At 73.5% G+C, this 18,890-nt stretch carries 18 protein-coding genes and 1 pseudogene; 12 read left to right on the forward strand and 7 right to left on the reverse strand.

The window, feature by feature from the left end; all coding sequences use genetic code 11:
• The first annotated feature begins 4 nt into the window (after positions 1-4).
• Positions 5-1,597 carry a hypothetical protein gene (locus WBK31_RS27090; protein ID WP_378786974.1) on the forward strand — a complete coding sequence of 531 codons (1,593 nt, stop codon included), beginning with the start codon at positions 5-7 and terminating at the stop codon, positions 1,595-1,597.
• A gap of 90 nt (positions 1,598-1,687) precedes the next feature.
• Here the strand turns inward: WBK31_RS27090 and WBK31_RS27095 are convergent, their stop codons facing one another.
• A complete protein-coding gene (locus WBK31_RS27095; protein WP_406675532.1) occupies positions 1,688-2,029 on the reverse strand; it encodes an acyl-CoA dehydrogenase family protein in 342 nt (113 codons plus the stop codon).
• Between the two features lie 194 nt (positions 2,030-2,223).
• On the opposite strand from WBK31_RS27095, the gene WBK31_RS27100 reads away from it, so the two are divergent.
• Complete coding sequence (locus tag WBK31_RS27100) at positions 2,224-3,393, forward strand: helix-turn-helix domain-containing protein (RefSeq protein ID WP_364069872.1); 1,170 nt, start codon at positions 2,224-2,226, stop codon at positions 3,391-3,393.
• A gap of 52 nt (positions 3,394-3,445) precedes the next feature.
• Here WBK31_RS27100 and WBK31_RS27105 read toward each other — a convergent pair whose 3' ends face one another.
• From WBK31_RS27105 to WBK31_RS27115, 3 genes are all read right to left on the reverse strand, one after another.
• On the reverse strand, positions 3,446-4,390 hold the full coding sequence (locus WBK31_RS27105) for a hypothetical protein (RefSeq protein ID WP_364069874.1): 945 nt from the start codon (positions 4,388-4,390) through the stop codon (positions 3,446-3,448).
• A complete protein-coding gene (locus WBK31_RS27110) occupies positions 4,387-4,977 on the reverse strand; it encodes an RNA polymerase sigma factor (protein WP_378786970.1) in 591 nt (196 codons plus the stop codon). The genes WBK31_RS27105 and WBK31_RS27110 overlap by 4 nt, the downstream gene beginning before the upstream one ends.
• A 150-nt stretch (positions 4,978-5,127) precedes the next feature.
• Positions 5,128-6,096, reverse strand: coding sequence for an alpha/beta hydrolase (locus tag WBK31_RS27115; protein ID WP_364069878.1), 969 nt, complete (start codon positions 6,094-6,096; stop codon positions 5,128-5,130).
• 181 nt (positions 6,097-6,277) lie between these two features.
• On the opposite strand from WBK31_RS27115, the gene WBK31_RS27120 reads away from it, so the two are divergent.
• The 6 genes and pseudogenes from WBK31_RS27120 (at position 6,278) to WBK31_RS27145 (ending at position 9,524) form a co-directional block, all read left to right on the forward strand.
• Positions 6,278-6,997 carry a dienelactone hydrolase family protein gene (locus WBK31_RS27120; protein WP_406673391.1) on the forward strand — a complete coding sequence of 240 codons (720 nt, stop codon included), beginning with the start codon at positions 6,278-6,280 and terminating at the stop codon, positions 6,995-6,997.
• A 180-nt stretch (positions 6,998-7,177) separates the two neighbouring features.
• Positions 7,178-7,330: pseudogene (locus WBK31_RS27125) on the forward strand (alcohol dehydrogenase); the annotation flags it as partial.
• 88 nt (positions 7,331-7,418) lie between these two features.
• The gene (locus WBK31_RS27130) at positions 7,419-7,739 is read left to right on the forward strand and encodes a hypothetical protein (RefSeq protein WP_406675533.1); all 321 of its coding nucleotides are present in this window, start codon (positions 7,419-7,421) and stop codon (positions 7,737-7,739) included.
• Positions 7,740-8,072: 333 nt separating this feature from the next.
• Entirely contained in the window at positions 8,073-8,570 is a 498-nt protein-coding gene (locus WBK31_RS27135; protein WP_406673392.1) for a cupin domain-containing protein, read from the forward strand.
• Positions 8,570-9,211, forward strand: coding sequence for a metalloregulator ArsR/SmtB family transcription factor (locus WBK31_RS27140; RefSeq protein WP_364069888.1), 642 nt, complete (start codon positions 8,570-8,572; stop codon positions 9,209-9,211). The genes WBK31_RS27135 and WBK31_RS27140 overlap by 1 nt, the downstream gene beginning before the upstream one ends.
• Before the next feature lie 25 nt (positions 9,212-9,236).
• Positions 9,237-9,524 carry a hypothetical protein gene (locus WBK31_RS27145; RefSeq protein ID WP_364069890.1) on the forward strand — a complete coding sequence of 96 codons (288 nt, stop codon included), beginning with the start codon at positions 9,237-9,239 and terminating at the stop codon, positions 9,522-9,524.
• Between the two features lie 3 nt (positions 9,525-9,527).
• Here the strand turns inward: WBK31_RS27145 and WBK31_RS27150 are convergent, their stop codons facing one another.
• Positions 9,528-11,747 carry an MMPL family transporter gene (locus WBK31_RS27150; protein ID WP_364069892.1) on the reverse strand — a complete coding sequence of 740 codons (2,220 nt, stop codon included), beginning with the start codon at positions 11,745-11,747 and terminating at the stop codon, positions 9,528-9,530.
• A gap of 99 nt (positions 11,748-11,846) precedes the next feature.
• On the opposite strand from WBK31_RS27150, the gene WBK31_RS27155 reads away from it, so the two are divergent.
• The 4 genes from WBK31_RS27155 to WBK31_RS27170 all read left to right on the forward strand — a co-directional run bounded on the left by WBK31_RS27155 (position 11,847) and on the right by WBK31_RS27170 (position 15,963).
• A complete protein-coding gene (locus WBK31_RS27155) occupies positions 11,847-12,371 on the forward strand; it encodes a TetR family transcriptional regulator (RefSeq protein ID WP_364069894.1) in 525 nt (174 codons plus the stop codon).
• Positions 12,372-12,563: 192 nt separating this feature from the next.
• The gene (locus tag WBK31_RS27160) at positions 12,564-14,465 is read left to right on the forward strand and encodes a hypothetical protein (protein WP_406673393.1); all 1,902 of its coding nucleotides are present in this window, start codon (positions 12,564-12,566) and stop codon (positions 14,463-14,465) included.
• Between the two features lie 100 nt (positions 14,466-14,565).
• Entirely contained in the window at positions 14,566-14,853 is a 288-nt protein-coding gene (locus WBK31_RS27165; protein ID WP_406673394.1) for a hypothetical protein, read from the forward strand.
• 87 nt (positions 14,854-14,940) lie between these two features.
• Positions 14,941-15,963 carry a hypothetical protein gene (locus WBK31_RS27170; protein ID WP_406673395.1) on the forward strand — a complete coding sequence of 341 codons (1,023 nt, stop codon included), beginning with the start codon at positions 14,941-14,943 and terminating at the stop codon, positions 15,961-15,963.
• 41 nt (positions 15,964-16,004) lie between these two features.
• Here WBK31_RS27170 and WBK31_RS27175 read toward each other — a convergent pair whose 3' ends face one another.
• Positions 16,005-16,193, reverse strand: a complete 189-nt coding sequence (locus WBK31_RS27175; protein WP_364069902.1) for a DUF6203 family protein — start codon at positions 16,191-16,193, stop codon at positions 16,005-16,007.
• 205 nt (positions 16,194-16,398) lie between these two features.
• Positions 16,399-18,873 carry a protein kinase domain-containing protein gene (locus WBK31_RS27180; protein ID WP_364069904.1) on the reverse strand — a complete coding sequence of 825 codons (2,475 nt, stop codon included), beginning with the start codon at positions 18,871-18,873 and terminating at the stop codon, positions 16,399-16,401.
• Positions 18,874-18,890: the final 17 nt, after the last annotated feature.

An 18,890-nucleotide genomic window follows, 5' to 3' on the forward strand; every position in this document is an offset into this window, starting at 1 on the left:
CGCCGTGGCCAAGACCCGCCGGATGCGCTCGGCCGCCGCCATGGCCGCGACGCCCGCCAAGCCGGCCCGCCCGTCGCGCGCCAAGGGGCGCCGCCGTCGCAGCAGGAAGGCGCCGGTCCCGGTCATCGCGGAACGCCGCACCGTGCTCGACCTGCCCGAGACCCCCGAGCGCCTGGCCACCGCCGCCGCCCTGCGCTCGCTCACCGCCGCCGCGGCCACCGCGGACGCGACCCCGGCGCTCCAGACCGCCGGCGCCACCGCGGACCCGGCGCTGCGGACCGTCGCGGCCTCCTCCGGCGCGGCGCTGCAGGCAGCGGGAGCCTCCTCAGGCGCGGTGCTCCAGGCCGTGGGGGCGTCCTCGGGTTCCGGTACGGGCGGCATGGCCTGGCCCATGCCGGAGACCACCGACCCCATGGCCTGGCCGGTCACCGCCGCGCCCAGCACGAGGTCCGGCGGCATCGCCGCGATGGGCTCCGACGGCGCGGACATGACCGCGATGGGCGGCGGCCGGCTCGGCAGGACGGGGCCGGACGTCACCGCCATGGGCGGCGCGCGCGTCGGCGCGCCCGGGTCCGGTGGCTCGACCCGGCCGTTCTCCGGCGCGTCCGAAGGCGCGGCGTGGTCCGATGGCTCGACCCGGCCGTTCTCCGGCGCGTCCGAAGGCGCGGCGTGGTCCGGTGGCGGGGTGCGTGGCCGGGGCGGGTTCGGGTCGGACGGCTACTCCTCCGACGGCGACCGGCCCGGCCTGCCGCAGACCGGAGACGTGTGGGAGGGGTCCAGGCGCGGGACCGGCAGGGACTCGGCCCGGCACGCCGGCCGGGGCAGGGCCCGCCACGCCACCGCGCGGAACGCCGCGCGTCACGCCGCGACCAGGGAGGCCGCCGCCCGGGAGGCCGCCCGGCAAGCCGCCGCGAGGGAGGCGGCGGCGCGTGAGGCCGCACAGCACGCCGCCGCCAGGGAGGCCGCCCGCCGTATCGCCGCACGTGAGGCCGCCGCACGCGAAGCAGCGGCCCGCCACGCCGCTGCCAGGGAAGCGGCCGCGAGGGAGGCGGCCCGCGACGCGCTGCGGCACGGCGCGCGGCACGCCAGGCACCGCAGGATGCCGCTGGAGATCCGGCCGTTCGACCTGACCACCGACGCCGTGCCGCAGAGCCGGGGAGCTTTCGAGCCTCTGAGCGCCCGGCGCGACGCCGCCCCCTACGAGCCCGCCTTCCTGGCCGCGCCGTACGAGCCCGACTTCGACAGGTCCCGGTACCGGTTCACGGACGAGACGGGCCCGCTGGAGGTCGTGCTCGACACGGGCCCGCTGGAGCGCGTGGTGGACACGAGCACGTTCGAGCGCATCGTCATCCCCGGCGCGACCAGCGAGTTCGACGCGTTCGCTCCGCCTGCCCGGCCCGGGCGCGCAGGTGGTCTGCTCACCGCCTCGGAGCCGGCGACCACCTACCGTGGCCGCCGCCGTCGCCGTAACTCGGACGAGCATCCGGCGTTCCCCTACACCGACGCTCCGCCCCGTGGCCGCCGCCACCGCCGCACCACCACGGAGGAGGAGCCGACCCGCCGCACGGTCGGCCGCCACCGCGCCACCACCCGCTGACGCGAGCGCCCAGGCAGGTCTCCATCCGGGCCACGGCCCGCTGACGCGAGCGCCCAGACAGGTCTCATCCGCGCCAGGCCCGCGGCGAGACTACGACGCCCGGCGGCGCGCGCGGCCGGACCACACGACCGGCGGCGCGCGCGGCCGGACCACACGACCGGCGGCGCGGGCGGTCGCCACGGTGCCCGCCCGCAGAGCCGCCGCCACGGCCGCGGTCTCCGCGACCGGCCCGGGCAGGCAGGCCCGCCCGGTCTCCTCCAGCGCGGGCAGCACGTCGATGAGCCGCAGCCCCAGCCCGCCGTCCTCGGGCGGCAGCAGCGAGCCGAAGAACCCGAGCCCGGCGAGCTGCTTCCATCCGGGCCGCCGTTCGGTGCGCAGCGCGGCGGGCGGGCAGTGCGCGGCAATCCTGCGGGCGGTCGCGTAGGTGTGCAGCCGGTACGTCTCCGCCTCCGGTGCTCCGGCGGGCGAAGCCCTCGGGGGTGTCCATGGACGGCAGCGGGCCCGGCACGTGGGTGCTCAGCCAGTCGCGAACTCGGCGCGGAAGTCCCGCTCGGCCGGGAGAAGGCGAGATCCACGGAATCGACCTAGCGCACGCTTGGTGATCCGGCCAGGTTACGCTGGGCATCGTGCAGGGACTGCTGCTGCGCCTGTCCACGCTCGACGCCGACGCCGAGAGCGCGGTGCGGGTCATCGCCTACTTCGACTCCCTCGTGCGCGACCACGTGACCGTGCCCACGCTGATCACGGCCACGGCCCGGCTCACGCAGTGCCCGGTCGGCCTGTACGACGCGGCCACCGGCCGCCGCACCCGCGCCACCCCCGACGGCCGCACCGACTCCCGCGCCGCCGCACCGGATGCCGAGGCCCCGGTGCGGCGGCTCGCCTGCGGGCTCGGCGCCGTCTGGATGGAGCGCGAGGGGCCGCCGCACGGGCTCGACGAGATCGTGCTCGAACGCTACGCCGCCGCGGCCGAGGTCACCTTGGAACGTGCCGCCGCACTCGTGCGCGCGGGCCAGGATCCGGCGCTGGTCGAGCTGGTGCTGTCGGCCGAGACCGGCGACGCCGAGCGGGCCCGCGCGCTGCGCCTGCTCGGCTTCGACCCGGCCGCGCCGCTCCACGCCCTGGCGGTCGCGCTCCCTGCCCCGGAGGGAGAACACTCCCGCAAAGCGGAGGCGGGGCCCGCCGCCGGGCTGCGCGCGATGGGCCACCACGTACGCACCGCCACGATCGGCGACATCCAGGCGGTCTTGGTCACGCCCACCGTCCCCCAGGTCACGACGCCCACCGGCGCACAAAGCGCGGGGCCGGACGTGCTCGGCCTGCGCTTGGAGACGCTCACGGCGGCCGGCGGCAGCGCCCGGGTGGGGGTGGGGCCCGAGCTGCCCGGCGCGCGGGCGGCCGAGTCGTGGGCGGGAGCCCGTACGGCGCTGCGCTTCACCGGCCCCCACGACCGGGTGATCCGCTGGTCGGAGCTGGGCGCGCTGGCGCTCTTCGCCGACCTGCCCGCGCAGGCGATCGCCGAGCTGGACGACGTACGCGCGATGTCCCGCCTCAGCGATGAGTCGCTCCAGGCGATCCGCGCCCTGTGCCAGGCGGGCTCGATCAGGGGCGCGGCCGCGGCCCTGCACCTGCACCACAGCTCGCTGGCCGCCCGGGTGGCGCGGGCGGAGAGCGTGCTGGGCTTCTCGCCCGCGGAGCCGTCCGGACGGCTGCGCGCCCACCTGGCCCTGGCACTCCTGCGCCTGCTCGCCAACACCGGAGCCGGCCACCACCGCCCCGGCGCCTCGCCGGTCTGAGCCGCCGGCCCCGGCGGCCACCTGCTGTGAACGCCGGGGCCGGCGCGGCCGGTCAGTCGTTGATGACGGCATCCCGGGGGCCGCCGTAGACGGGGTTCTTGTCCAGGCGGCGCTCGGTCACGAGCAGGCGGATCACCCCCTCGGCGTTCTCCTCGGCCTCCCAGACGACCCAGTGGTCGCCGACCGGCTCCTTCTGGGTGCGGACGATGCCGAACCCGCCGGGGTTCCCCGGGGGCACGCTGATGATCGCGAACACCACCTCCTTGCCGCGTCTGCGCAGCTCGGGCAGGACCTCGCCGACGGTCTTCTCGTCCACGCGCAGGCCCTCAAGTGAGCGGCCCTCGGCGGTCGCGAGGCGGAACTCCGGCTCGGTGATGATCGACGGCTTCGGCGCGGGGACGGGCTCGCAGGGCGCGATGGGCCCCTCCATCAGGTGCGTGGTGGTCGTGCCGCCCTTGCCGCTGATCGTCCAGACGAACGTCTGGCCGGGGCCGAACAGTCTCGTGTTGATGCGCATCTGCCAGCCGTCCCGCTCGCCCGGAATGTTCTCCGGCAGGCTGTAGAGGCCGCGGGGGATGTTCTCCACCATCTTTCCGCGCGGTTCCCTGCACATCATGCCCTGGGGGACGAAGTCCACCATCGCGGGGACGTTCAGCTCGCGCAGCCGCCGCTCAAGCCCGGCCGCGTCGTCGAAGTCGCGGATCCGGATCGTCACCATCCCGTCGTCCATCTCCACGGCGTACGAGCTGGGCGCGCGGTCCCCCAGCACGATCGGGGCCACGACGGCGCCGGCCGCGAGCGCGACGGCGGCGGCCAGCCCGAACACCGGCCGCTTGAGCGGAAGACGCCGCGCCCTGTGCGGCCTCGCATCCGGCTCCTGCGCGGTGATCTCGGCCAGCAGCGCCCGTGCCCCCGCGCCGGACGGCTCACCACCCGAGCCACCGGGCGCGATCCGGGCCAGCGGCTTGATCGCCTCGATCTCGTCGACGTTCCTCACAGCGCTCCTCCCTGCGATCCCTCCACAGCGGCCCCCTCCGCAGAAGCCATGGCCGGAGCCGGGCGGCGGCCGGGTGCGGCCACGTGCACGCCGCCGGCGGCGAGTGCACGCGACAGCCTCCTGCGGGCCCGGTACAGCCTGATCCGTACGGCGTTGCGCGACAGCCCCAGCACCTTGGCGATCTCCTCGCGCTCCAGCCCCTCCCAGGCGACCAGGGACAGCAGCTCCCTGTCGTCGTCGGGCAGGCTCATGAACGCCCGCCGGATCGCGTCCAGCTCGACCTCGGTGTCCGGGGAGTGCCCGTACAGATCGGCCAGTTCGGCGTCGAGCTCGGCCGTGCGCGCCCTGCGCCGGTTGTCACCGCGGAAGTGGTTGGCCAGCACCTTGCGCGCGACCCCGTACAGCCACAGGACGGCCTCCTCGCCCTCCGGCAGCTCGGCCACCCGCCGCCAGGCGATGGTGAAGGTCTCCGCCACCACGTCGGCGGCGTCCTGCGGGGAGTCGCAGCGGCGTACGGCGTAGGCGGTGATCCTGCCGTAGGCCAGCTCATAGACGGCCTCGAATCTGGCCAGCCGCTCGTCATCCACGGGCGGTCCCCATGGCATATCTCCTCAGCAGACGATTGACACGGACACCTATCCCTATGTGCGCCGAAAGCCCGCCATTTCCGGAACGTCAGAAAAAGGCGAGGGCACCCGCCCCACACCAGGCGGGTGCCCTCGCACGAAGGAATGATCTCAGATGCCGAAGGCGCGCTGGAGCGCGGCCTCCCTGGCCGCCCGCGCCCGCCTGCTCAGCCCGGCGTCGGGCACCATCATGTCGAAGCCGTGGAACGCCCCCGGATACAGGTGGAACTCGGTCGAGACCCCGGCCTGGGCCAGCCGCTGGGCGTAGCCGATGCACTCGTCCCTGAAGACCTCCAGCTCCCCCACGTCCACGAACGCGGGCGGCAGCCCGGACAGGTCGGTGGCGCGGGCGGGCGCGGCGTACGGGGGCACGTCGTCGGTGCCCATCCGGTCGCCGAGCAGCGCCTTCCACCCGTAGAGGTTGGCCGACCTGGGCCACACCACGGCGTCGGTGAACTCGTGGCTGGACGGCGTGACGTTGCGGTCGTCGAGCATGGGGCAGACCAGGAGCTGGAAGGCCACGTCGGGGCCGCCGCGGTCCCTGGCGAGCAGCACGGTGGCGGCGGCCAGCCCCCCACCCGCGCTGGCCCCGCCCACCGCCACCCTGGACGGGTCGATGCCCAGCTCGGCGGCGTTCTTGACGGTCCAGGCCAGGCCGGCGTAGCAGTCCTCGACGGGCGCGGGGTGCGGGTGCTCGGGCGCGAGCCGGTAGTCGACGGAGACGGCGACCAGGCCGAGCCGCTCGACGTACTCGACGATGATCCCATCGTCCATCTCCGGCTTGCCGATGATCATGCCGCCGCCGTGGATCCAGTAGAGCGCGGGCCGGTTCTCGGCCGCCTCGGCCGGCCGGTAGACGCGCAGCCGGACGTCCGGCGCGCCGGCGGGGCCGGGGACGAGCCTGTCCTCGATGGAGACCGTGGTGTCGGGCCGGGGCGCCGCGGCCAGCATGGCGTTGAGCTGCGCCCGGTGCTCGGCCAGCGCCTCGTACGACAGCGAGGCGAGGTCGATCTCCGCCATCTGCGCGGCCTGCTCGACCCCGGCACGCAGCTCGGGGTCCAGGTTGGGGTGATGCGCCATGGGCTTGTCCTTCCACGGGCGGGTGTTACCGGTCCTTCGATGGTGGGTGCGCGGGCCATCGCCGCACAACCGCCACGCGGCGGCGATTACCGGCCGCGATCCCGCCGTTCGGCGAGACGCCCGCGCGCGGGGCCTGGGGTGGTGCGGCATCCGGCGGCGGCGCTCGGGCATTCTGTAGATCATGTGCCACTCCACTGACAGCAGGCCGCCGGCCCCGCCCGTGCAGGGCGAGGTGTCGGCGCACGAGCAGATCGAGCTGACGGCCGCCGACGGCAACCGCTTCCTCGCCTACCGCGCCGAGCCGGCGCAGCCGAACGGGCGGAGCATGGTGATCCTGCCGGACGTCCGCGGCCTGCACCCGTACTACCGCGACCTCGCGGTGCGCTTCGCCGAGGCGGGCTTCAAGACGATCGCGATCGACTACTTCGGCCGTACGGCGGGCATCGGCGACCGCGGCGACGACTTCGACTTCGGCCCGCACGTCGGCAAGCTCACCAACGACCACGTCAGGGCCGACGCGCTGGCGGCCACGCAGGCCCTGGACGGCCCGGTGTTCACGGTGGGCTTCTGCCTGGGCGGGGCCCAGTCGTGGCGGCAGGCCGCCGAGGGCAACGGCCTGGCGGGCGGCATCGGCTTCTACGGCGCCCTGCGCTTCATCGACCCGCCGGAGTCGGGTCCCGGCGCGCCGCTGCTGATGCTGCTGGGCGGCGCCGACACGGTCTCGACGCCGGAGCAGTTCGCCGCGTACGAGGCCGCGCTCGACCGGGTCGGCACCCCGTACGAGAAGCACGTGTACGAGGGCGCGCCGCACTCCTTCTTCGACCGCTCGTACGCGGAGTGGGCCGATGCCTGCCAGGACGCCTGGCGGCGCATCCTCGACTTCACCGAGCGCCGCTCCTGAGGGCCGATCATCCCAGGTAGGCGGCCCTGACCACCGGGTCGTCGCGGAACGCCGCGGGCGGCCCGGCGGCGAACGCCCAGCCGCAGGTCGGCGCGGATACGGCTGCCAGGGCCGCCAATAGGCACACCGAGCAACCGCTTGCTCGCAGGAGTGGGCGCGGTTACCGTGTGGCGCATGCGGATGCGCGCGGCCGTGCTGACCGAGTTCCACGCCCCTCTGGAGCTGCGCGAGGTCGAGATCGCCGACCCGGGCCCAGGCGAGGTGCGGGTGCGCGTCAAGGCGTCCGGCGTGCGCGGCTCCGACCTCAAGGCCATCGACGGCAAGAGCCCCGTGGCCGGCCGCCTGCCGTTCATCCTCGGCCACGAGAGCGCGGGCGTGGTGGAGAGCGCCGCCGAGCCGGGCGACCATTGTCATCATCGCCATGAACGGCCCCTGCGGCCACTGCGGCCCCTGCCAGGCGGGACGCTTCCACCTCTGCGCGAGCCCCGGCCGCCTGCCGATCATCATGGGCGGCCTGCCCCGCGTCACCATGGACGGCACCGAGGTGCGCAGGTTCATCGGCATCGGCTCGTTCGCCGAGTACGCCGTCGTCCCCGAGGCCACCCGATGGAGCTGGACACCGGCCTGCTGTTCGCCTCCCGCCGCCTCATGGGCACCCAGGGCGGCGACGCCTCGCCGCACCGCGACCTGCCCATGCTGGCCGAGCAGTACGTACGCGGCCGGCTCGACCTCAACGGCCTGATCAGCGAGCGGCTACCGCTCGAACGGATCAACGAGGCGATCGCCCACGTCCGCGAGGGCGCGGTGGCGCGTACCGTGATCACCTTCTGAACCGGGCGCCGCGCGGCGGAGCCGGACGGGCGCCCGGCGGGCGGAACCGCCGCTCCGGCTCGCCAAGAGCCTGAACACGCCCGACCAGCTCAGCAGGGGCCGTTACGCTACCTGCGCGCGGTCATCGACGCCGGAGCGGGACCGGTGCCGCCGGGCCCGAAGACCGGCGAGGCCGAACAGCTCGGCAGGCCGGCCAACCGCCCGCGTTATTCTAAGCTTCCTTAGAACACTAGAGGAGGCGTTGATGTCTTACCCCGAGCCCCGTTACCTCGGCGAACACGGCGAGGCCAGTGGTGTGGTGAAGCTCGCCGGCCAGGCGCCCGACCTGATCATCGGCGGTGAGGGCGGCACCAAGGTGCACTACCTCGCCACCGGCGGCAGCACGAACGGTGCGTACGGCCTTTACCGCTGGGAGATGAGCGGCAAGCCGTCGGGCCCCGACCCGCACTTCCACCGCACGATGACCGAGTCGTTCTACGTGCTGTCGGGCACGATCAAGCTGTACAACGGCGACAAGTGGGTGGACGGCAAGCCGGGCGACTTCCTGTTCGTGCCGGAGGGCGGCATCCACGCCTTCCGCAACGAGTCGGGCGAGCCGGCCTCGATGCTCATCCTGTTCACGCCGGGCGCGCCGCGGGAGGGCTACTTCGAAGAGCTGGCCGAGATCGCCGCCAGCGGCCGGCAGCTCACCCCCGAGGAGTGGACCGACGTCTACCTGCGCCACGACCAGTACATGGTCTGATGTTCGCAGAAGAGCCGATCTACGAGCAGCTCGCCCGCGTCGGCAAGGTCCTGGCGAGCCCTGTCAGGCTGCACCTGCTCGACGTCCTCGACCAGCGCGAGCGCACGGTCGAGGAGCTGGCGCGGGCGGCCGGCGTGCCACTGAAGAACACCTCGGCGCAGCTCCAGCAGCTGCGCGCGGCCAACCTGGTCACCAGCCGCCGCGAGGGCACGCGGATCTACTACCGGCTGGCCGACGAGAGCGTCTCGCGCTTCCTCGGCGCGTTCGAGGCGTTCGCCGGCGAGCGGCTGGCCGACCTGCGCTCCGCCGTCCGCGATCGGCTCGGCGACCTGGAGGGCGTGACGGCCGACGAGCTCGCCTCGCGGCTGTCCGACCCCGGCACGGTCGTCCTCGACGTACGCTCGGCCGCCGACTACGCGGCCGGGCACGTCCCAGGGGCGATCTCGGTGCCCATGGCCGAGCTGCGCGAGCGGCTGGACGAGCTGCCGGCATCGGCGGAGATCGTGGCCTACTGCGGCGGGCCGTACTGCGTGGTCTCGCCCGAGGCCGTACGCGTGCTGCGCGATCACGGCCGCTCGGCCCGCCCGCTGGACGGCGGCTTCCTCACCTGGCGACGCCACGGCAAGCCGCTGGAACGGTGAGCGACAGTCCCGCTACTGTCAGTGCGTGGACTTCGGATCCGCGGCTCTGACCGCTCTGCTCACGCTGCCCTCCAGCGCCAGGCCCGTGTACGACTTCGCCGCCCCCGAGGTCGTCATCTGGTCCGAGCCGAGGGCGGGGGCGCGGCCCCACGGGCTCGGCCGGCCCGGCGAGGGGTTCGCATCCAACCGCGAGGAGGAGCACGAGCCGTACCGGTGCGGCCCGTACGAGACCACGCTCTGGCACCACGGACACAACGCCACCACCGGCGTCATCGGCTGGGTGCCCGCCTGCGACCTGCTGGACTTCGACTGAGGCTCAGACGCCCGTCGTGACCGGCTCGCGCCGCTCGGCCACCGGCTCCTCGTCGTCCTCCTCGTGGCCCTCCACCGACAGGTTCGGCAGCAGCCGGTCGAGCCAGCGCGGGCACCACCAGTTGAGCCGGCCGAGCAGCACCATCGTGGCCGGCACCAGGAACCCGCGGATGATCGTGGCGTCCACCGCGATCGCCACCGCGAGGCCCACGCCGAACGTCTTGACCAGCGAGTCCGGGTAGGCGATGAACGCCGTGAACACCGCCACCATGATCAGCGCCGCCGACGTGATGACCCGCCCGGTCGAGCCGAGCCCCTCGGCCACCGCCCGCGCGTTGTCCCCGTGCCGCAGGTACGACTGCCGCACCGCCGTCAGCAGGAACACCTCGTAGTCCATCGACAGCCCGAACAGCACCGCGAACAGCATCAGCGGCACGTAGCTCTCGATGGGCACCGAGAAGAAGATCGTCTGCACGTACGAGGAGCTGGCCGGCGGGTCCATGCCGACGAGCCCGGTGCCGAGCCCGAACGAGAACACCAGCGCCAGCGCGCCGAACGCGGCGCCGAGCGACACCAGGTTCATCACCGCCGCCTTGATCGCCACGACGGGCGCGCGGAAGGCCAGCAGCAACAGCAGCGCGCTAAGCCCCACCACGACGCCGATGACCAGCGGGGTGCGCTCGGTCATCCGGTCGCCCGCGTCGGTCAGGCCCGCGACCTTGCCGCCCACGTGCACCTGCACGCCCGGCAGGTCGATCGCGCGGACGTCCCTGACGACCTCGGCGGTGCGCTCGTCGCTGGGCGCGTACTCGGGGATGGCCTGCACCAGCACCGACCGGCCGTCCTCGTTGACCTTGGGGTCGCTGACGTACTTGACGCCCTCGACGTCCTCCACCTCGCGGACGACGTCCTTGACCAGCGGGTCCTTGGCGTCCGGCACCTTCTCCGGCAGCTCGGCGACCACGATGAGCGGGCCGTTGAAGCCGGGGCCGAAGCCGGTCGCCATCAGCTCGTACGCCCGGCGCGACTCCGAGCCCTTGTCGCCGTAGCCCTCGTCGATGGGGCCCAGCTTCAGCCCCAGCGCGGGCGCGGCGAGCGCGCCGAGCACGAACGCGCTGGCCACCAGCACCCGCCACGGCATGCGCGCCACCCACGAGCCGAGCCCCGCCCAGCCGGAGCCGGCGGAGCCCGAGCCGCGCAGGAACGGCACCTTGAGCGCGTTGATCCGGTGGCCGAGCAGGCCGAGCAGAGCCGGCACCAGCGTGATCGAGGTCAGCACGGCGGCCACGACCGAGATGCCGGTCACCCAGCCGAGCGTGGCTAGCAGCGGGAACCCGGCCAGCATCAGCGCGCTCAACGCGATGATCACCGTGCCGCCCGCGAACACCACCGCGCCGCCGGAGCTGGAGACGGTCCTGCGTACCGACTCCACCACGGGGACGCCCTGCGCGAGCAGCCTCCGGTGCCGCGACAGCAGGAACAGCGCGTAGTCGATGCCGACGCCGAGGCCGATCATCGTGGCCATGATCCCGGCCTGCTTCGGCATGTCCACGACCCAGCCGAGCAGGCCGATGACACCCAGCCCCGAGGCCACGCTGATCAGCGCGGCGAAGATCGGGATGATGGCGGCGACCAGCGTGCCGAACGCGAACACCAGCACCACCAGCGCGCACAGCACGCCGATGACCTCGCTGGGCCCTGTCTTGATCTCCTTGTCGGCCGGGTTCGAGGCGTCGGCGGGCACCACTTCGAGCCCGGCCTCCCGCGCCGGGTCCGCCGCCTTGGACAGCTCCTGGGTGGTCTGAGCGATCTTGTCGGAGTCGTTGCCCTCAAGCCGGATGGTGATGAGGCCGATCTGCAGGTTGGACGAGATGCCGCCCATCCTGAACGGGCTCTCCACGGAGGAGACGTGCGGCTGCGTGCGCAGGCGGTCGACCGCCCGCTCCACGGCCTCTTTGCGCTCGTCCTCCATCAGCGAGCCGCCGGGCGAGTAGACGAGGAGCTGGACGGTGCCGCCCGCGGCGTACCCCGCGCCGAAGCCCGTCTTCATCAGGTCGTGGGCGCGCTGCGCGTCGGTGCCGGGGATGCTGGCGTCGTTGTTGGTCGGGCTGGGGAAGGCGAGGTTGCCTCCCATCAGCGCCGCGGCGGCGATCACCCAGGTCACGAGCACGATCCAGCCGTGCCGTGCGCACCAGCCGCCCAGCCGTCCCAGCAACCGTGTCATCGCTCAGCCCCCACTCGACGGCCGTCCTGTACGATCGTACAGGACATACGATAAGGGGACGGATTTCCCCTAGGCCGTCTCCGGCAGGGAAATGAGACGATGACCACAGCCGACGACACCCGATCGCGGATCCTGGCCGCCGCCAGAGAGCTCTTCGCAGAACGCGGCTACGCGGCGACCTCCCTGGCCGACATCGCGGCAGCCGTCGGCCTCACCAAGACGGCCGTCGCCTACCACTTCCACCCCAAGGACCGCCTGGCCGCCGAACTCCTCGACCCGGTCGCGGCCGACATGCTGACGCTGCTCGACACCCCGTACGACAGCAGGGAGGAGTTCGTCGAGGCGCTCGTCACGTTCGCGGTGCGCTACCGATCGGTCATCCGGCTGTTCATGGAGGATCTCGCCGCCGACGACGCGGGCGCCGAGCCCGGCTCCGAACGCCACACGATCAGGACGTTCAGGGACGAGATCTACGCCAAGCTCGCCGGCCCCGACCCCACCCCCGAGGCGAGGCTGAAGAGCTGGGCACTGCTGGGGGCGCTGCAGTGGGGCGCGGTGAAGACCATGGATCTGCCGGAGGACCAGGTACGGGCCGCGCTCTTGGAAGCGGCCCGAGCGTACTGACCGCTGTCATGTGACGGTTCCACGGCCTGGCCCGCTCGCGCGAAGGGCCTGCACGACTCGACGGCCGGCTAGCGCGGAGGGCCTGCACGGCTCGACCGCCTTACCGCTTGTGCACAACAGCCCTCGCGAAAACGTCTCAGCGGCGATACTGGGACGCCAGACCACCCATCGCACCCCGCAGGGAGTCCGGTCGTGCGTACCTGGTTCGAGCCGGAGGAAGCCGAGGAATTCGAGGCGGCCAAGGCCGTGCTGGTGCGGCGCTGCCTCACCTGGGCCGGCGAGCACGACCGCCCGGCGGACGAGCTGCTCGTCGGCGCCGCCATCGACGCCCGGCACCACAGCCGCGACGGGCGGCTCGCGTACTGGGACGAAAAGCAGATCCGCCGCTACCTGCTGGGCTGGATCCCCCGCTACGTCGTCGCCCCGCGCGAGATCCTCGACATCGCCCCGGACACCCTGCGCACCTACCTCGGCTACCTCACCGCCACCGGCCTGCGCGACCCCCGCGGCGCCACCCCGGCCGAAGCCGACCTCGCCATCGCCCGCGCCACCCCCGAGTACCGTGCCGCGCTCGGCCACCTCACCAGGCCAGGCCCCCTCGGCTTCGCACGCGACCCGGCCGAGCCGCGCGCCCACCTCCAGCCGCCCATCGCGCTGCCGCCCGCCGCCGACCTCACCGCCGCCGCCGCGCGCAGCCCCACGGTCGAACGCCTCATCGCGCTCACGACCTGGGCCGGCGAGGACGGCCGAGCGCTCACCGGGACCGGCGACCTGCCCGCCGACGCGGCCCGCGAGCTGACCGCCCTGCTCGGCACCGGCGAGGACGCCGGGCAGGCCCGCTCCAGCGCCGACCTCCCCCAGCTCGCCCTCCTCCTCGCCTGGGCCAGGCGGCTGCGGCTGGTCCGTGCCGCCGAGGGCCGCCTGCACGCGGTCGCCAGGACCGCCCCGCTGCTGCGCGACCCCGAGGGCCTGTGGCGGCGCGCCTTCCACGCGCTCCCCTCGCTCGGCCCGTTCGTCATCCGCCGCACCACCGCCTCGCCCTTCACGCTCTTCTTCCCCGACCTCCTCACCGGGCTCCTCAACACCCTGTACGGCATGGACGACATGCCGGTGGCCCGCCTCGCGGAAACGGTGTGGCTGACCTGCAGAAAACACCACCACCGCATCCCCACCGGCTGGAACGACGGACGGAAGCCCACCGATGACCTGATGGAGACCCGGCGAAGACTCGCCGAGGACCTGGCCCGCACCTTCGACGTCCTCGCCGACCTGGGCGCCGTCGAGCTGACCCGCGGCCCGGCCGACGAGCTCTACCTCAGCGACCTCGACCACGACGACTACATCGATGACGACGGTCAGGGGCTGCCGCCCGATGCCGCAGAACGCCTGCGCGCCCGCCTCGCCGAGCCCGACCTGCTGCTGGCCAGGCTCACCCCACTCGGGCAGCGCGCCGTACGCGAACGCCTGCTGGCCGACGGCCGCGACGCCCCGCTGATCGGCGAACTGGCCGGCGCCTCCGCCGCCGAGCTGCTCGGCGTACTCACCCAGCACTACCCGCCGTACGACGCCGCCGCCGAACTCCACGGCTGGCTGGCCCAGCCGGGTCACGGCATCGAGCCGTTGTTGCAGGCTGTACGCGAGTGCCCGTTCCGCACCCGCGCCGCGGCCATGCTCAACATGCTCGCCGAAGCCCTGCCCGACGGCCGTGCCCTCCTCCACGGCCTGCGCCGCGACCCCGTACTCGGCCCCGCCGCCCTCACCTACCTCGTGGACGTCGGCGAACTCGACCCGTCCGCGATCGGGCACGGCGAGCACCTGCTGCTCGTCGCCGAGAACTTCCTCACCCTGCTGGAGCTCGGCGGCCCTCAGCCCCTGATCGAGCAGCTCAAGGTGATGGCGGGGCGGGAGGCGTACGATCTGGTGACCGCCGTACTCGACGCCGGCCACCACGACACGGTCGGCCTGGAGGAAATGCGCGTCCTGGTCGCCGAGCCGCTGCGCGCCGCCCGCCATCGCCCGCTCCGCCTCATCCCCGGCACCGGCCCAGGCAGCGGAAACCGCCCCACCAGAAAACGCAACCGCCGCAACCACTGACCGCTCCGCCGGAAGCGGAATCCACCCCGCCCGACCTGAGCTGTTGGCAGAATGTGACCATGCGACTACCCCGGGCGAAGTATTTCAATACCACCGGGCCATGCGACCCGGCACTCCACTACATGCTTCCTCCTGTGCCGCGCATCCCCGAGGCCCGCACGCTTATCGAGAGGACCGCTACTTCGTCCTGCACGCCCCTCGGCAGACCGGCAAGACCACGTCGCTGCGCACCCTCGCCGCCGAGCTGACCGCCGAGGGCGACACCGCCGCCCTGATGGTCTCCTGCGAAGTCGCCAAGGCGGCGGGTGACAACTACGCCGCCGCAGAGTCCCTGCTGCTCAACGCCCTGCGTGAAGCCGCCAATCGCTCGGGGTGGCCGAAGAAGTGACTCCCACCGGATCCCTGGCCGTCGAGCCCTCCTGGCGCTCAGTTCGGCGCGGCATTGAGCGCCTGGTGCCGCCGCTGCCCGCGCCGGGTGGTGCTGTTCCTGGACGAATTCGACGCCCTTCAGGGCAACAGCATGGTCAGTATCCTCAGCCAGCTCCGCGACGGCCACAACGCGCGTCCGGAGCGCCACCCTTTCCCCGCATCGATCGTGCTGTGCGGACTGCGGGACGTGCGGGATTACAAGGTCGCATCCGGCAGTGATCCCGACCGGGTCAACCCGGCGAGTCCGTTCGACATCATCGCCAAATCGCTGCGCATGGGCGACTTCACCTCTGACCAGATCGCCGAGCTGTACGACCAGCACACCGAGGCGACCGGGCAGGAGTTCACCAAAGACGCGGTCGATCGGGTGTTCGAGCTGACCCAGGGCCAGCCGTGGCTGGTCAACGCGCTCGCCCACGAATGCGTGCACGAGATGGGGCTGAAGGGCACCGTCACCACCGCCCATGTGGAAGATGCCCAGGAGCGGCTGATCCGGGCCCGCGCCACCCACCTCGACTCGCTCGTCGCCCGCCTGCACGAGCCCCGGGTCGAGCGCGTGATCGAGCCCATCGTGGCCGGCGCGGCTCCCGGCCTGGACAGCGCCTTCGACCATGCCGTCTCCTACGTCCACGACCTGGGCCTCATCCGCGACACCCGAACGCTGGAGATCGCCAACCCCATCTACCGGGAGGTCCTCTCCGGGTGCTGGGCGACCGCACCGAGCGGTTCGTCCGCGCGAACCCGCGCAGCTTATTCGCCGGCCCTACCAGGGGCCGGACGGCGAACGGCTCATGCAGCGCGAGGCCATGGAGCTCAAGGTCTGGCGGGCGGGCGAGAACGACCCGCTGCCCGAGGGCCTGGCCCAGCTCGACCGCTACCTCGACCGGCTCACCCTCCCCACCGGCAAACTCGTCATCTTCGACCGCCGCCCCGAAGCACCGCCGTGGCCGGAGCGAGGCGCGTTCGAGGAGGCGGTCACGCCGTCCGGCCGACCGGTCACCGTACTGCGCGTGTGACCTCGTGGGGCGGGTTACGAGGGTGCCGGGGCGGGGGTGCGGGCGATCAGTAGTGCGGGTTCAAGGGCGTCCGGCCCGTGCCAGTAGTGCGGGTTCAAGGGCGTCCGGCCCGTGCGGCCTCCTGCGCGGTACGGCCGTACTGCGGCACGGGCTGCCGCCCCTCGCGCTCGGCGCGGCGGCGCTTGCGGCGTCGCCCGAGGATCCAACCGGCGCCCAGAATGGCCAGGCCGAGAGGGGTCGCCGCCAGGCGGCGGGCCACCAGAAGCTTCAGGAATGCCTTCATACGCCCCACCTGCCCAAGGACGACAGCCACACGCCTGGGCCCGCCCCCGTACGGAACCACGAGACGCGGCCCCACCCCGCACAACGCGGCCGCCGCAAGAGGCGAACGCCAGCACCGCCCTGCAGGAGGCGTGAGCCACCTGCCCTGGCGCAGCGGTGCATGAGGCGAGCGCGCCGGCTCCACGGAACTTCCGTGTGGGCCGAGGTCAGTCGGGTTCGGAGAGGTCGGTCGGAGGTTCGAGGGATTCGCCGGGGTCGGGGCCGGTCTGGGCGGGCTCGCCGATCGTGATGACGACCTGGCTGCCGGGCTTCGCGCACGTCTCCGGCTTGACGCTCTGTGCCAGCACCATGCCGGCCTGGGACTCGTCGTCCACCGATTGTTCCTTCGTCACCACCGAGAAGCCGGCCGCGTCCAGGGTGGCGCGGGCGGCGTCGCGGGGGCGGCCGACGACCGGCGGCACGGCGGCGCCGTGCCGGGAGATCGTGAGCGCCACCGCCGTGCCTCCCTCGACGCGGCGGCCCGCCTTGGGGCGGGTGGTCAGCACCGTGCCCTCCGGTGCCTCAGAGCAGGCCCGGGTGACGGAGCCGACCTTCAGGCCCGCGTCGATCAGGGCCGCTTCGGCGACGGCGCGCCGCCTGCCCGCCACCGCAGGCACGGGCAATCCTGCCGACACCCGCAGGGACACCGTGCTGCCTCGGTCCACGACGGTGCCGGCGGCGGGGGTGCTGGAGAGCACCTGGCCGATCGTTCGAGGTGAGTCCTGCTTGGTGACGCGTCCCACGGCGAGGCCGGCGCGCTGGACGGCCTTGGCGGCGGCTTCCCTGCTCAGACCGACCAGGGACGGGACCGTCGCCGTCGGCGGGCGTACGGCCGAGGGCTGGTCGTACGCGGGCCGCCTGGCCCCCTCGACCTGCTTCCTCTCCGTTTCCTTCGTCGGTGAGGGCGTGGCGGTTCGCGACTTGCGCTCGGGTGAAGGCGTGGTGGGCGGCGGCGAGGCGAGCGGGCCGGCCGCCTGCGGACCTGCCTGTCCCGCGGGGGTACGGGTCATCGCGGGGACGATCACGACGAGCAGCACGACGGCGGTCACCAGCAGCGCCGCGCACACGGCCATCGCCGCCCGCGGCCAACCCCGCCGGTTCGTACGCTCTCCGCCGCCCGAACCCTCCGCGGCGGCCCAAAGCTCGTCACCGCCCAGCGCGCCGTCCCCGGGAGGTAAGGCCCCACCGGGTGCGATCGGTGAGCGGGCATGAGCCGAACGGAGGTCGGAGGCGGTGCCGAAGTCCCTGCCACGTCTCGCGGCCCACGGATCGAACGCTCCAAAATCCGCAGCGCTGCCGGCATCCCCAGGGTCGGGCGTACCGGAATCCGACGGGCGGCCGGCGGCCCATGGGTCGGAGGTGCCGAAGGTTCCGGGATGGTCGACCCAAGGGGAGGAGGAGCCCGAGGTCCCGAATCGGCCGGCGCGGGGATCGGAGAAGCCGGGCCGAGCCGCTTGCGAGTCGGCAGAGCCGGGACGGGCGGCATGCGGGTCGGAGGAGCCGAGGTGGCCGTATTGCGGGTCGGAGGAGCCGAGGTGGCCGGCGTGCGGGTCCGCGGCTCCGGGAGGAGCAGGGTGATCGATGGGCTGGTCGGTGGTGGGCGGGAGGTGGTAGGCGTCGGGTGTGCCGGTCGCCTCGGGTTCGGCGAGAGGCGAGGCGGGCTCGGCCGACGGCGCACCCCACGACGAGGCGGGCTCCGCAGGCGGCGAGGCGTCGGCGGGCCCGGCTCCCTCCCCCGCCGTACGCGGCCCGGGCGCCAGGGGCTCCACAGCGGGAGGCGTGCGGAGGACGGGCGGCGGGGGTGAGCGCAGCACCTCCGCCGGCACGTCGGCCGACACCTCCCTCGGCGCCTCCCCCAGTAACTCGAACAGCAGCTCCCGGCTGGTCGGCCGGTTACGGGCGTCTTTCTCCAGGCAGGCGGCGACGAGCGTGCGCAACCGGCCGTCGAGGAGCCCGAGTTCGGGCGGCGCGGTGAGGATGCGGTGCAAGACGGGCGCCACGGAGTCCTGGCCGAAGGGCGCGGTGGCGTTGGCCGCGAAGCACATGGTGGCGCCCCAGGAGAAGACGTCGGCGGCGCCGGTGACGGCGGAGGCGGTGATCTGCTCGGGCGCCATGTACGCGGGCGTCCCGACCCCGCGCCCGCTGAGGGTGGCGGCGGCGTCGAGCAGCCTGGCCAGGCCGAAGTCGATGACGCGCGGCCCGTCGGGTCCGAGCAGCACGTTCTGGGGCTTGAAGTCGCGGTGGACGATGCCCGCGCGGTGGATGGCGACGAGCGCGGTGGCGGTGCCGACGGCGAGGCGTTCGAGCGCGCCGCCGCTGCGGGGCCCGGTGAGCATGACTTCGCGGTGCAGGGAGTGCCCGTCGACGTACTCGCTGACGATGTACGCCCGTCCCTCGTCGAACCCGGCGTCGATCACCTGCGCGGTGCAGAACCTGGCCACGTGTTTGGCCAGCTCGACCTCCCGCAGGAACGCCGCCCGTTCGTCGCCGACGGGCCCGTGCAGGAGCTTGACCGCGTACCTCTGACCGCCCCTGGAACCGAGGAACACCGCCCCCTGGCCACCCTCGCCCAGCCGCCCGGTGAGCTCGTAGTCGCCGAGTCTCCGAGGGTCCCCCGTTCTGAGCGGCTGCGCCGTTGGCACGGGGCCGCCTCCCCTCG

Source organism: Nonomuraea sp. N2-4H (assembly GCF_045291505.1).
Taxonomy (GTDB): Bacteria; Actinomycetota; Actinomycetes; order Streptosporangiales; family Streptosporangiaceae; genus Nonomuraea; species Nonomuraea fastidiosa.